The 13,498-nt window shown below is 68.1% G+C and carries 12 protein-coding genes; 9 read left to right on the plus strand and 3 right to left on the minus strand.

Annotated elements, in window-relative coordinates; all coding sequences use genetic code 11:
• Positions 1-27: 27 nt before the first annotated feature.
• Positions 28-558 (minus strand): MarR family winged helix-turn-helix transcriptional regulator, encoded by a 531-nt coding sequence (locus AC1DEY_RS11035; protein WP_476867971.1) that lies wholly within the window; start codon positions 556-558, stop codon positions 28-30.
• Between the two features lie 259 nt (positions 559-817).
• On the opposite strand from AC1DEY_RS11035, the gene AC1DEY_RS11040 reads away from it, so the two are divergent.
• Positions 818-3,043: an MMPL family transporter gene (locus AC1DEY_RS11040; protein ID WP_476867972.1), complete on the plus strand. Its 2,226-nt coding sequence runs from the start codon at positions 818-820 to the stop codon at positions 3,041-3,043.
• Between the two features lie 30 nt (positions 3,044-3,073).
• Here the strand turns inward: AC1DEY_RS11040 and AC1DEY_RS11045 are convergent, their stop codons facing one another.
• Positions 3,074-4,033 carry an NAD-dependent epimerase/dehydratase family protein gene (locus tag AC1DEY_RS11045; protein ID WP_476867973.1) on the minus strand — a complete coding sequence of 320 codons (960 nt, stop codon included), beginning with the start codon at positions 4,031-4,033 and terminating at the stop codon, positions 3,074-3,076.
• A 124-nt stretch (positions 4,034-4,157) separates the two neighbouring features.
• Between AC1DEY_RS11045 and AC1DEY_RS11050 the strand changes: the two genes are divergently transcribed.
• The 8 genes from AC1DEY_RS11050 to AC1DEY_RS11085 all read left to right on the plus strand — a co-directional run bounded on the left by AC1DEY_RS11050 (position 4,158) and on the right by AC1DEY_RS11085 (position 13,111).
• The gene (locus tag AC1DEY_RS11050; RefSeq protein WP_476867974.1) at positions 4,158-4,958 is read left to right on the plus strand and encodes a TetR/AcrR family transcriptional regulator; all 801 of its coding nucleotides are present in this window, start codon (positions 4,158-4,160) and stop codon (positions 4,956-4,958) included.
• A 93-nt stretch (positions 4,959-5,051) separates the two neighbouring features.
• Positions 5,052-5,447, plus strand: a complete 396-nt coding sequence (locus AC1DEY_RS11055; protein ID WP_476867975.1) for a hypothetical protein — start codon at positions 5,052-5,054, stop codon at positions 5,445-5,447.
• A gap of 306 nt (positions 5,448-5,753) precedes the next feature.
• Positions 5,754-7,616 carry a molecular chaperone DnaK gene (dnaK, locus tag AC1DEY_RS11060; RefSeq protein ID WP_441409547.1) on the plus strand — a complete coding sequence of 621 codons (1,863 nt, stop codon included), beginning with the start codon at positions 5,754-5,756 and terminating at the stop codon, positions 7,614-7,616.
• 2 nt (positions 7,617-7,618) lie between these two features.
• Entirely contained in the window at positions 7,619-8,290 is a 672-nt protein-coding gene (locus AC1DEY_RS11065; protein WP_476867976.1) for a nucleotide exchange factor GrpE, read from the plus strand.
• 268 nt (positions 8,291-8,558) lie between these two features.
• A complete protein-coding gene (locus AC1DEY_RS11070; protein WP_476867977.1) occupies positions 8,559-9,545 on the plus strand; it encodes a DnaJ C-terminal domain-containing protein in 987 nt (328 codons plus the stop codon).
• 15 nt (positions 9,546-9,560) lie between these two features.
• Complete coding sequence (locus tag AC1DEY_RS11075; RefSeq protein ID WP_441409550.1) at positions 9,561-9,983, plus strand: heat shock protein transcriptional repressor HspR; 423 nt, start codon at positions 9,561-9,563, stop codon at positions 9,981-9,983.
• Positions 9,984-10,606: 623 nt separating this feature from the next.
• Entirely contained in the window at positions 10,607-10,846 is a 240-nt protein-coding gene (locus tag AC1DEY_RS11080; protein ID WP_476867978.1) for a hypothetical protein, read from the plus strand.
• A gap of 90 nt (positions 10,847-10,936) precedes the next feature.
• Positions 10,937-13,111 (plus strand): elongation factor G-like protein EF-G2, encoded by a 2,175-nt coding sequence (locus AC1DEY_RS11085; RefSeq protein ID WP_476867979.1) that lies wholly within the window; start codon positions 10,937-10,939, stop codon positions 13,109-13,111.
• A 21-nt stretch (positions 13,112-13,132) separates the two neighbouring features.
• On the opposite strand, the gene AC1DEY_RS11090 is transcribed toward AC1DEY_RS11085, so the two are convergent.
• Positions 13,133-13,498 (minus strand): aldehyde dehydrogenase family protein (locus AC1DEY_RS11090; protein WP_476867980.1); only part of this gene is annotated, 366 nt, incomplete at its 5' end.

Consider the following 13,498-nt stretch of genomic DNA (forward strand, 5'->3'; position numbering starts at 1 on the left):
GGGCTGCGGATGAGCAGGGGCTGTAAGTCAGCCCGGGCTGCCGTCCGGCGCGGGGCCACGCGCCGCTTCTTCGCCGGCCCGGACGGTGGCCTCGATCATGGAGTTCATGAACCGGGTGACAATCTCCAGTTCCTCCGGCGTGAAGTTTTCGATCGCCGCGCCCATGTGGCGGGCCAGCGGAAGGAACATGGCGCCGCCGTCCCGGTAGGCCTTGGGCGTCATGCGCAGCTGCACCTGCCGACGGTCCGCGCCCTCGCGTTCGCGGACCACATGGCCGGAGCTGTGGAGCCGGTCGATCAGTGCGGTGGTGGCGGGCGAGCTGAGGTTCAGCTCCTTCCGGAGCACGCCCGGGGTAACGATCTGGTCCCGTGCCGTGTGCTGCATGATGACGGCCAGGGCGTTCAGATCAGTCCTGTGCATGTCGTTGCGGTCGCTGGCGGAGTCCACGTAGCGGTTGGCTTCGAGGTTGAATTCCTGCAGGAGCCGGACGAGCGGCGGCGGCCCGGCTGTTTCGGGCGGCCCTGCGTCTTCGGATGGGCCCCGGGATTCGACTGGCACGGCGGACCTCCTCTGTCTCTTGATGTGGCGTCCATTGGCGTGGCGTCCCTGAATGCGGCCGCGGCGGTCTGACCTCGGCCGGTCGGCGTCGTCGACGGCGCCTTCCGGAGCATACTGCAGTGCTTACCGCAGCGGCACGGCGACGGCTGCCCTTCCATTCTCCACCGGCACTGGGCGTTGTGGATTTATCTCCATCATAGAGATAGTCTACTATGGAGTTGATTCCTCGCCCCCTCCGAATCGCACCCTAGAAGGACACATGAAAACGACTTCGCCCCCGACGACGCGCGTACCGTTCTGGCTGCGTTGGCTGATTCCCGCGGTACTTGTCGTGGCCTGGCTGGCGATCGCCGGCGTCGGCGGTCCGACATTCGGCCGCTTGGGTGAGGTGTCATCCAACGACCAGGCATCGTTCCTTCCCGCCGGGGCGGAGGCCACCAAGGTCCAGGACTGGCAGGCCAAGTTCCGGGACTCCAGGGAGATCCCCGCCGTGATCGTGGTGGAGAGCGACTCCGCCTTCACGCCGGTCCAGCTCGGCGAGGCCGCGGCCCTCAAGGCCAAGCTGGAGGCCCTGCAGGCCGGGGTCACCGTGATTGGCCCCACCCCCTCCCAGGACGCGAAGGCAGTCCAGTTCGTGGTGCCCATTCCTTCCTCGGCGGAGGTGAAAGAGGTAGTCAAGGAACTGCGCAGCGAGGTCCAGGCGTCTGCGCCGGCGGGGATGCGGACCTTCGTGACCGGACCGGCCGGGCTGGCAGCGGACCTGGCAGGTGCCTTTGCGGGAATTGATGGCATCCTGCTGCTTGTGGCCCTCGGCGCCGTGTTCCTGATCCTGCTGATCGTCTACCGTTCCCTGCTGCTGCCCGTCATGGTCCTGTTCACCTCCGTGTTCGCGCTGTGCGCCGCGATCCTGCTGGTCTTCGGCATGGCCAAGGCCGGCTGGATCCAGCTGAACGGCCAAAGCCAGGGCATCCTGTCCATCCTGGTGATCGGCGCCGCCACCGACTACGCCCTGCTTTACGTGGCCCGTTTCCGCGAAGCCCTGACCCACACCACCGACCGGACGGCCGCCGCGCTCACTGCGTGGAAGGCGGCCTGGGAACCGATCCTGGCCTCCGGCGCCACCGTGATCATCGCGCTGCTTTGCCTGCTCTTCTCCGATCTGAACTCCAACAAGGCCCTCGGCCCCGTTGCGGCAGCGGGCATCCTCTGCGCGCTCTTCGCGGCACTGACCCTGCTGCCTGCCCTGATGGCGCTGCTGGGCCGGGCGGCGTTCTGGCCGTTCCGGCCCAGGCTGCTCCCGGAATCCCAGCGGGAACCGGAGCTGATGACCGGGCTGGAAGGCCAGAAGGGACTGTGGCGGGCCACCGGTTCCCTCGTTGCCCGCCGGCCGCGGACCGTCTGGGTCGCCTCGGTCCTGCTGCTCCTAGTGGCCGGTTCCGGCATCCTGCAGCTCAGGGCCAACGGTGTTGCCCAGACGGATGTCATCCTCACCGCCTCCAACGCCGTCGACGGCCAGGATGCCCTGGGCCGGCACTTCGATGCCGGCTCCGGCAGCCCGGCAGTGATCGTGGCCAGCGCGGCAAAGGCCGAAGAGGTGCTGGAGCGGGTCAAGGCGGGCAGCGGCGTCGGGGACGCCTACCTGCTGGCCGACGGCGGCGTCCCAATCAGGGCCGGCGCCGCGGCCAACCCTGGCGCCCCTGCCGCTCCGGCGGCCGGCCCCGCCGTCCGGGACGGGAAAGTCCTGATCAACGCGACGCTGGACTACGCCGCGGACTCCGGTGAAGCCGAAAACGTCGTGGTTGCCCTCCGGCAGGAACTGAAGAAGATTGACGACGGCGCACTCGTCGGCGGCGTCACGGCAACGGCGCTGGATACCAACACCACCGCCCAGCGCGACCTGGTCACCATCATCCCGGTGGTCCTGGGGGTGATCCTGGTGATCCTCATGCTGCTGCTGCGCTCGGTCCTCGCGCCGGTCCTGCTGGTCGCCTCGGTGGTCCTGTCCTACGGGGCGGCGATGGGTGTCTCCGCCGTCGTGTTCAACAACATTTTCGGCTTCCCCGGAGCGGACGCAACCGTGCCGCTGTTCGGCTTCGTCTTCCTTGTTGCCCTGGGCGTTGACTACAACATCTTCCTCATGAGCCGGGTCCGGGAGGAATCCCTCAAGCACGGCACGCGGCCCGGCATCCTGCGCGGCCTGAGCGTGACGGGCGGGGTCATTACCTCCGCCGGGGTGGTCCTCGCCGCCACTTTCGCGGCCCTGGGAGTCATTCCGATTATGTTCCTGGTGCAGCTGGCCTTCATCGTCGCCTTCGGTGTCCTGCTGGACACCGTGCTGGTCCGCTCGTTGCTGGTGCCCGCGCTGGCCTACGACCTTGGCCCGCGGCTCTGGTGGCCCGGCAAGGCCGGCCGTCCAGAGAACGACGCCGCGGCCCGCTTGCCGTCCTCCCGGCCGGCGGAAAATGAGGATGCCGGCGTCCGCTAGGCGGAACCAAAGGCGGCAGCCGCCGTCACCTCATCCCTGGTCCCCCCACCAGGCGACGGTGGCGGCGGCTGCTTCGTGCAGCGGGGTCGGCGTCAGCCCCAGGGCGGCCTGACTTGCTGCGGACTCCATCACGAACGGGCGCTGGAACTGGTACAGCGTTTCGGCGATTTCGCGCATGTCGGGGGAAAACACCCCCATCGCCTTCAGCGCCCAGCCGGGTACAGCCGTGACACGCGGGGCCCGGGCGCCGGCTGCCGTGGCGAAAGCCCCGGCGAGCTCGCGCTGGGTCGGGGCCGGCCCGGTGGGTGCGTGCCACACCCTGTTCCACAGCTGCGGCCTGTCTGCGGCCGCGATCATGGCGGCCGCGAGGTCCGGAACGTAGGTAAAGGAATGCGGCTGGTCGGCCCGTCCGACTACCTGCATTGGCCTGCCCGCCGTGACGGGGCGGAGCATGCGCTCGCCGGCGTGCGAAGTCCGGACCCGGGGCCCGAAGAAATCGCCGGCCACCACGCTGACTGTGGCCGTAGCGGAGGCCGCGCGGGCTGCGAGCAGTGCTGTCCGGACGCCACGTTTGCCGCCGTGCGCCTCCCGCGGCCCCTCCTCGGTCATTGGCCGTTCCGGCGCGCTGTAGGAATACAAGCTTTCGGGAAAGATAACGACGGCGCCGGCAGTGCCCGCCGCGGCCAGCACATTCTGCTCGGCGGCGGGAAGTTCCCTTGCCCAGACGTCGGCGTTGTACCGCGAGCCGTGGATGCAGTGGAAGACCGCGGTGGCGCCGCGGAAGGCATTGCCCAGCCGGGTGGGGTCCGAAACGTCGATGGATATTTTCTCGACCAGCGGGTGGTCCGGTCCGCTCCCGGACCTCGTGAGGATACGCACGCGGTGGCCCGCCGCTGCAAGCTGTTCCGCGACGGTCCAGCCCACCGGGCCGGCACCCGTGACGACGTAGAGCCGGGATGATTCGGGCCCAGGGGCCACAGGTTCGGACATTTCGATCTCCTTGTCAGATTGCGAGAGCAGTGCTCTCCAATTCAGGATGCAACCGAGGCCGGAGATTGTCAAGAGCAGTGCTCACATTTGTTGACAGTGCTCTTGATTGTGAAATGCTGGACCCATGCCAGAGGACAGGATCGAACCCGACGTAGACGCCGGCGGTGCAGGCGGGGCGACGGCGGGAGCCAGCCGCGGTGCCCACCGGCCCCGCACCCCGCGCGAGCGTGCCCGGGCCCAGACCGTTGCTGACATCCTCCGGCTGGGCCGGCAACACCTGGCGGTCCACGGGGCCGCCGCCCTGTCGCTCCGTGCCGTGGCACGCGATCTCGGCGTCGTCTCCTCCGCGGTCTACCGCTACGTGGAGAGCCGCGAGGAGCTGCTGACCCTTCTGCTGATCGACGCCTACAACGAGCTAGGCGACGAGGTGGATGCCACCGTCGGGGCGCTGCCGGAAGCCGACTTCGCTGGCCGCTTCGCGGCGCTGGGCCGCGCCGTGCGGGACTGGGCGCTGCGCGAACCCGCCCGCTACGCCCTGCTGTTCGGCAGCCCGGTGCCCGGCTACCAGGCCCCGGCCGAGCGGACCACCGGCCCCGGGACCAGGGTGATCACCAAGCTGATAGGAATCCTCGACGGCGCCTTCCGGGCAGGCAAGCTTTCCGCGGCCGGACGGCCGGGTCCCACCGTCGCCGCCGGCCTGGCCGGGGACCTGGCGAAAATCCGGGCGGAGTTCGGCCTGGCGGTACCGGATGACCTGTTGGCCCGCGGCACGCTGGCCTGGACCTCGCTGTTCGGAGCCATCAGTTTCGAAGTGTTCGGCCAGTACGGCGCCGAAACGTTCACTGCGCGCGAGGAGCTCTTTGCCCACCACCTCGCGGTGCTCGCCGACGTCGCCGGGCTTCCGGCGGCGGGCGCTGCCTCCTGATCCAGGCCCCTCTGTCGCCCCGCCGTGGCGCTCGATAGACTGCCCCTGCGCCCGCACGGGCGTACCCGATGCGTCCAAGGAAGGATCCATCCAATGTCCGAAGAAAACAGGCCTGAAGCGAATGTCCCTGCGGAAAACAGGGCCGACCGGGACCGGCCCGGAAGCGCGGCGCCCGAGAACGTTGACGCCGTCCCCGCGGAAAGCGAGCCGGAAGCCGGTGAGGCTGAGGGGCAGTACGTCGAGGGCGACTACGGCTCCGCCGGCGAGACGGGCGAGGTCCCGCCCACGGCCGTCGAGGGGGAGTACGCGACCGGGGACTACGGCGAGGCCGGCCTCGCCGGAGCGGCCGCCGTCGGAGAGGTTGAAGGCGACTATCCCGAAGGTGACTACGGCGAGGGGGGAGTTGCCGCCGAGCCGGCCGCCGTCGTCGAGGAGGCCGAGTATCCCGAGGGCGACTACGGGACCGCCGGGACGTCCCGTCCCGAATAACCCCCGCGGCGCCGACATGGCGGCGCGGACCCAACTGCACGGGCCTGGTGGCAGGTTCGCGCAGGGCGAAACGCTGCCCGGGAGTCGCTGGAGGGGCTGAAATCCGGGGAATTTCCGTGGACTGGGCCGACCGAGGATTGAACTTGAGGCCAAAGTTGAGTCGAGTGCGCTCAACTTGGATTGACTAATTTCCGGGTCTAGGTAAAGTTGAGTGTAGATCGCTCAATAACGGTCGGCCCGGCGGCTAGAGCCGCTGTGGTCCGCGGCCATCTCCGCAAGATTCCAAGGAAAGTAAGGAAACAATCCATGTCACGTGCAGTAGGTATTGACCTCGGAACCACCAACTCCGTCGTCTCCGTTCTCGAAGGTGGCGAGCCCACCGTCATTGCCAACGCCGAGGGTGGCCGCACCACGCCGTCGGTTGTTGCCTTCTCCAAGTCCGGCGAGGTCCTCGTCGGCGAGATCGCCAAGCGCCAGGCCGTCAACAACATTGACCGCACCATCGCTTCCGTCAAGCGCCACATGGGCACTGACTGGTCCGTCGCGATCGACGACAAGAAGTACACGGCGCAGGAAATTTCCGCCCGTATCCTCATGAAGCTCAAGAACGACGCCGAGTCCTACTTGGGCGAAAAGGTCACCGACGCCGTCGTCACCGTCCCGGCCTACTTCAACGACGCCCAGCGCCAGGCCACCAAGGAAGCCGGCGAAATCGCCGGCCTGAACGTCCTGCGCATCGTCAACGAGCCCACCGCGGCCGCCCTGGCCTACGGCCTGGACAAGGGCAAGGAAGACGAACTCATCCTGGTCTTCGACCTCGGCGGCGGAACCTTCGACGTCTCGCTCCTGGAAGTCGGCAAGGACGAGGACAACTTCTCCACCATCCAGGTCCGCGCCACCGCCGGTGACAACCACCTCGGCGGCGACGACTGGGACCAGCGCGTCGTGGAGTACCTGCTGAACCAGCTCAAGGTCAAGGGCATCGACCTGACCAAGGACAAGATCGCCCTGCAGCGTCTCCGCGAAGCCGCGGAGCAGGCCAAGAAGGAACTCTCCTCCTCCTCCAGCACCAACGTCTCCCTCCAGTACCTCTCCGTCACCCCCGACGGCCCGGTCCACCTGGACGAGCAGCTGACCCGCGCCAAGTTCCAGGACCTCACCAAGGACCTGCTGGACCGCACCAAGAAGCCGTTCCAGGACGTCATCAAGGAAGCCGGCATCAAGCTCTCCGAGATCGACCACATCGTGCTCGTCGGCGGTTCCACCCGCATGCCGGCCGTCTACGACCTCGTCAAGGAACTGGCCGGCGGCAAGGAGCCCAACAAGGGCGTCAACCCCGATGAGGTCGTCGCCGTCGGCGCCGCCCTGCAGGCCGGCGTCCTCAAGGGCGAACGCAAGGACGTGCTGCTGATCGACGTCACCCCGTTGTCCCTTGGCATCGAAACCAAGGGCGGCATCATGACGCACCTGATCGAACGCAACACCGCCATCCCCACCAAGCGCAGCGAGACCTTCACCACCGCGGATGACAACCAGCCGTCCGTGGCGATCCAGGTCTTCCAGGGCGAGCGTGAGTTCACCCGCGACAACAAGCCGCTGGGCACGTTCGAACTGACCGGCATCGCTCCGGCACCGCGCGGCGTCCCGCAGGTCGAGGTCACCTTCGACATCGACGCCAACGGCATCGTGCACGTCTCGGCGAAGGACAAGGGCACCGGCAAGGAACAGTCCATGACCATCACCGGCGGCACCGCGCTGTCCAAGGAAGACATCGACCGCATGGTCCACGACGCCGAGGAGCACGCAGCCGAGGACAAGGCCCGCCGCGAGGCTGCCGACACCCGCAACACGGCCGAGCAGCTCGCGTACTCCGTGGACAAGCTGATCGCCGACAACGCCGACAAGCTGCCCGAAGAGGTCAAGACCGAGGTCAAGGCCGACGTCGACGCCCTCAAGAAGGCGCTCGAAGGCACCGATGACGCGGCCGTGAAGACCGCGTTCGAGAAGCTGCAGGCGTCCCAGTCCAAGCTCGGCGAGGCCATCTACGCCCACGCCGGATCGCCCGACGGCGCCACCGGCGCGCACGGTGCCCCCGAAGGCGAGCAGGCAGCCGGCTCCGACGAGGACATCGTCGACGCCGAAATCGTTGACGAAGACGAGAAGAAGTAATCATGCCGCACCACGGTAACGAAGAAGAGCACGGTTCTTCCGCGGACCGGAGCCAGGGCGACGGGCAGGAGAACGATCCGCAGAAGCCGGTCATCCACGACAACCGCAAGGTTGACCCGAAGACCGGCCAGGCCCGCCACCCGGACCAGGAGCACACCGGCTCCCGGGACTCCGGTTCCGGGGACGCCCTGTCCCAGGCAGAGGACATCCTCAACAGCGTCGAGGTGCCGGCCGAGGAATCAGTGGCGCAGGGCGTTGACGCGGCCGCGGCGGAGGAGCTCAGGAATGACCTCCGCCGGCTGCAGGCCGAGTACGTCAACTACCGCAAGCGGGTCGAACGCGACCGCGCCGTGGCAGGGGAGATGGCCGTCATCGGCGTCCTGAACTCCCTGCTCCCGGTGCTGGACGACGTCGACGCCGCCCGCCAGCACGGCGACCTCGCGGACGGCCCCTTCGCCGCGATCGCCGCCAAGCTGGAGGCCGCGCTGAAGACGTATGGACTGGTCCGCATCGATGAGACCGGCGTGGAGTTCGATCCGACCATCCACGAGGCCCTCATCCAGCAGCCCGGCGAAGTCGAGCTCGACACGGTCAGCCAGGTCCTGCGCTCGGGCTACAAGACCGGCGACCGCGTCCTCCGCGCGGCCCAGGTGATTGTGGCTGTTCCGGCGTAGGTTGCGTTGGCGCTCCGCCGGATAGGGGGCGGTGCCCGCTTCGCGGTGCCCTCCACACCGCCGCCCCCTATCCGGCCTCCGCGCCGACTGCGAATCTCGCCTAAGGTGAGTTGACTACAGGCTCGGAGCGATACATGGGCCCCGGGAGTGGCATCGGGCCTGCCGGAGCGTGGTGGCTTGGTCCGTCAGGACCTAGCCACCACGCGAAGGGGCGGGGGCCCATGTATCGCTTCGAGCCCCGCAACACAGAATTAGAAAGGAAACGCCATTGGCTAGCCAGGACTGGGTGGACAAGGACTTCTATAAGATCCTTGGTGTCGCCAAGGACGCTTCCGACGCCGATATCAAGAAGGCTTACCGGAAGCTTGCTCGGCAGCACCACCCGGATACGAATGCCGGTGACGCGGCGGCGGAGAAGAAGTTCAAGGACATCTCCGAGGCCTATTCGGTGCTCTCCGATCCGGACGAGCGCCAGCAGTACGACGCCATCCGTGCCATGGGCGGCGGCGCACGCTTTGCCCCCGGCGGTGCCGGCGGGACTGCCGGCGGCGCAGGATTCGAGGACCTCTTCGGCGGGCTCTTTACCGGCGGCGGAGGTCGCCACTCCGGTGGTTACAGCACATCCGGCGGCATTCCGCCCGAGTTCGCAGATCTCTTCGGCGGCGGCGGCGGATTCGGTGGCGGGGGCCAGACCTTCCAGCGGACTCCGCAGAAGGGCACGGACCGCACCGCGTCCACCTCGATCTCCTTTGCCGGGTCAATCCGCGGCACCACGATCGGCCTGCGCGAACCGGACGGCGAGGTGATCGACGTCCGCATCCCGGCCGGAATCAAGGACGGGCAAAAGGTCCGCGTCCGCGGCAAAGGCCAGTACGGCCCCGCCGGCAACGGTGACCTCATGGTCACCGTCTCCGTGAAGCCCCACGATTTCTACGTCCGCGACGGCGACAACCTCCGGATCCACGTTCCGGTCTCCTTCCCGGAGGCGGCACTGGGAGCGGATATCGAGGTCCCCACCATCGACGGCGACAAGGTCAAAGTCAGGGTTCCCGCCGGCACGCCCTCGGGCCGGACGCTGCGCGTCAAGGGCCGCGGCGTCAAGCACACGAAGGCCACCGGCGATCTGCTGGTGACAATCGACGTCGCCGTTCCCCGGAGGCTGAGCAAGGAAGCGGAGGAGGCCGTGAAGGCCTTCGCCACCGCAACTGCGGATGAGGACGTCCGCGCGGGCCTGGCAGCCAAGGCCCGGCTCTAGGAACGGAATCCAGCCATGGCCATCGACTTCGATCAGCCGATCTTCGTCATCTCCGTTGCCGCGGAACTCGCGGACATGCACCCGCAGACCCTGCGCCAGTACGACCGGATGGGCATCGTCTCGCCCAGCCGTGCCCCGGGCAAGTCGAGGCGCTATTCGCAGCGGGATGTGAACATGCTCCGCGAGGTCCAGCGGCTCTCCCAGGAGGGGGTCTCGCTGGAGGGCATCAAGCGGATCCTGCAGCTGGAGAACCAGGTGGCCGCGCTGCAGCGCCGGGTCGGCGAACTGACTGAGGAGCTGGGACGGCGCCGCCAGGGCGCCGACTCGCGGATCTTCGCCGCCGGAACGGCCGGCGACGTCGTCAGCCTGGCCCGCGGCAAGCGCCCCCAGGCGAGGTCGCAGGCGCTGGTCATATGGCGGCCGCGGGGCATCGACTAGGACAATCGGCCTGACAAATGGCTGTGCCCGGGACCAATTGGTCCCGGGCACTGTTGTTGTTGCGTGCGGGTTGCGTGCTGCCTTTGTGTCTACTTGCCGGCGGCGATGACCTTGTCGACGGCGGCGCGTTCGCGCCGGCCCCAGGTTTCCCGCGTGACGAGGGCCGCGATGAGCCCGATCGCCCGGCAAGTAGCCGCCGGAACAAACTGAGTACACCGGAACSCCGGCAGGTAACCGGCCATCCGATAGTCGGGTACCTGATTTGCGTGACTTCAGGCCSGTGCCGCGCGTTGAATTGGAATGTCAGAAAAGGCTGGCAGGACACGCTCACAGCTCCCCTTGGAAGCCCGGGCGCGGAGCCAGCGAAGCAGCGTAGACGCCGGGGGGCATCGCATGCATGATCCAGCCAAGTTTGATCCGTCCACTGCCGATTCTTCGCGGCTCGCAACGTTGGCGGGCACGCTGTGAGCCCGGGAMTCCAGGCGGCCGTCCTGTTTGCCGGCTCCCTGCCGGGGCACATCCTGATGTCCCTGGGGCAGGCMYTSGTGGTCGTCTGCCTGTGCTTYGACTTCCTCCGGGCGGTGTCCGTYCCGCGRTCCCACCGGCGGTACGTGGCCAACACCATGTTCCGCACACTGGCGCTGCCGTCGATCCTGATCATGGCGTTCAGTGTGCTCATGGATGCCGCTGCCGGTTCSTGGCAGGACGTCGGCGCCGGGGTCTTCATCCTGGTTGCCGTCATCTTCCGCTGGCACCATGGGGCCGACGAAGACAACTGGTGGAAGGGCAAAGGCAAGGCCCTTGGCCGATGGCTCCGGGACCGGGCGGCATCCGGGTCCATGGYTGCTCCGGCMRCGGCGTGAAAAAGCCCTTGCTGTCCGGGCGTCCCAGGGTGTCCAATCCTTACAAAGGGCCCTGCAAGGCTCGAGTGGATGCGACGCCAGGAGGTTTCCATGCCGTCGAAAGACGCCAAGACTCCGTCAAGGGGCCAGTCCAGGGGCCCGGCCCGGGGCACCTCTGACCTCCGGAGGCCAGATGCCAACGGCGCGCCACCGCCGAAGCAGCCGGACAAAATCCGCAACGTGGCGCTGGTGGGGCATTCCGGTTCCGGAAAAACGATGCTCACCGAGGCCCTGCTGGCCGCCACCGGAGCCATCACGCGCAAAGGTTCTATCGCGGAGGGCACCACGGTGGGCGACTCGGATCCCTCGGCCATCGCGCAGCAGCGTTCCGTGGCGCTGGCGGTGGTGCCGGTGACGGYCGGGGASATCAAGATCAACCTGCTGGACACTCCGGGCTACACGGATTTCATCGGCGAACTGCGTGCCGGGCTGCGTGCCGCGGATGCCGTGCTGTTTGTCGTCTCGGCCACCGACGACATCGACGCCGCGACCACAGCTCTCTGGAGCGAGTGCCAACGGCTCGGCATGCCGCGGGCCGTGGCGATCAGCCGGCTGGACCACCCGCGCGCGGATTTCGACTCCGCCGTCGCCCGTTGCCATCTGGCTTTCGGTGACGCCATCCTGCCGCTCTACCTGCCGGTCCGCACTGGCGGTGCCATCACCGGGTTGCTGGGGCTGCTGACCGGGACGGTGTCCGAGTACGGCCCGGCCGAACCGGCGCCGTCCACGCGCGCCGCGACCGACGGCGAACTTGCCGCGGCGGAGTCCGCGCGGGGCGCGCTGATCGARGGGATCATCGCCGAGAGCGAGGACGAGAGCCTGATGGACCGCTACCTCGAGGGTGACGACATCGCTYCCGAGGTCCTKATCGCCGATCTGGAGACGGCCGTGGCGCGCGGCTCMTTCCACCCGGTGCTGCCMACCTCAGCCGAGTCCGGGCTCGGCCTCGCGGAACTGCTGGAKGTCCTGGTGCGCGCCTTTCCCACGCCCGCGGAGCATGACGTCCCGGCGGCGACGGATCTCGACGGCGTGCCCGCCGGCCCGCTGGAGTGCGACCCCGASGGCCCGCTGCTCGGCGAGGTGGTCCGCACGACAATCGACCCGTTCCTCGGCAGGGTCTGCCTGGTCCGCGTCTTCTCCGGCGCAGTGCGTGAGGACGCCGCGATCCATGTGGGYGGCCGCGGAATGGCGGACCGCGGCCACGAGGACCACGACAGYGACGAGCGGGTCACCCACCTGTACTCGCCGCTRGGATCGGGGTTGCGGCCGGTGCCGTTCTGCGTGGCCGGGGATATCTGCGCACTGACCAAACTGGGCWCCGCCGAGACCGGCGACACGATTTCTGCCAAGGAGTTCCCGCTGCTGGTGGCCCCCTGGGATATGCCGGATCCGCTCATGCCGGTTGCCATCGAAGCGGCYACGCACGGYGATGAGGACGCSCTGGCCAGGAACCTSGGGAAGGTTACCGCCGGAGACCCGACGTTGCGGGTGGAGCGCAACGGCGAAACCCACCAGCTGATCCTGTGGTGCATGGGCGAGGCCCATGCCGACGTCGTCCTGGGCAGGCTGCGCGACCAGGGCGTGAACCTGCAGACCGTTCCGGTGGTCACACCGTTGCGCGAAACGTTTGCCGCGCCGGCGGCCGGACATGGACGGTATGTCAAACAATCCGGCGGCCATGGCCAGTACGCCGTGTGCGACATCGAGGTGGAACCYCTGGAYCGCGGCACCGGGTTCGAGTTCGTCGACAAGACAGTGGGCGGAGTGATTCCCGGGCCGTTCATCACCTCGGTCGAGAAGGGCGTGCGGGCCCAGATGCAGAAGGGCGTTTCCGCGGGTTTCCCGGTGGTGGACATCAAGGTCACGCTGATCGGCGGCAAGACCCACAGCGTGGATTCCTCCGACGCTGCGTTTCAGGCTGCCGGCGCACTGGCCCTCCGGGAAGCGGCGGCGGCCACCCGCATCCAGTTCCTGGAACCCGTCTCGGCCGTGACCATCAGCGTCTCGGAGGACCACGTGGGCGCCGTGATGAGCGACCTGTCCTCCCGGCGGGCGCGCCTGACCGGAACCACCTCCGCCGGGGCTGAGGGGACCGAGATCCTTGCCGAGGTTCCGGACCAGGAACTGTTGCGGTACTCGGTGGAGYTGCGGGCCCTGACCGCSGGCAGCGGCCGGTTCCGGCGCAGCTACCTGCGGCACGAACCCGTGCCGCAGGCGCTGCACTGATGACCCCTGGTGGGGGGAGGGTCAGCCGTTGATGATTTGCGGGACGCCGAGGGCTTTGAGGCCTTCGGTGCCGAATTCGAGGCCGTAGCCGGATTGCTTGGCTCCGCCGAAGGGGATGCGGGGGTCCACGGCGCCGTGTTTGTTGATCCACACGGTCCCGGCTTCGAGGCGGGCCGCGACCTTGCGGGCTTGTTCGGGGTCGGCGGACCAGACGGAGGCGCCGAGTCCGACGTCGAGCGCGTTGGCCATTGTCACGGCCTCGTCCACGGTGGTGTAGCGGATGATCGGCAAGGCGGGGCCGAACTGTTCCTCGGCGACGAGCGGGTTGTCGTTGTCAATGTCGGCCACGAGGGTGGTGGGGTAGAAGTGGCCGGGCTGGTCCAGTAC

This window comes from Arthrobacter sp. 05T47 (assembly GCF_056395825.1).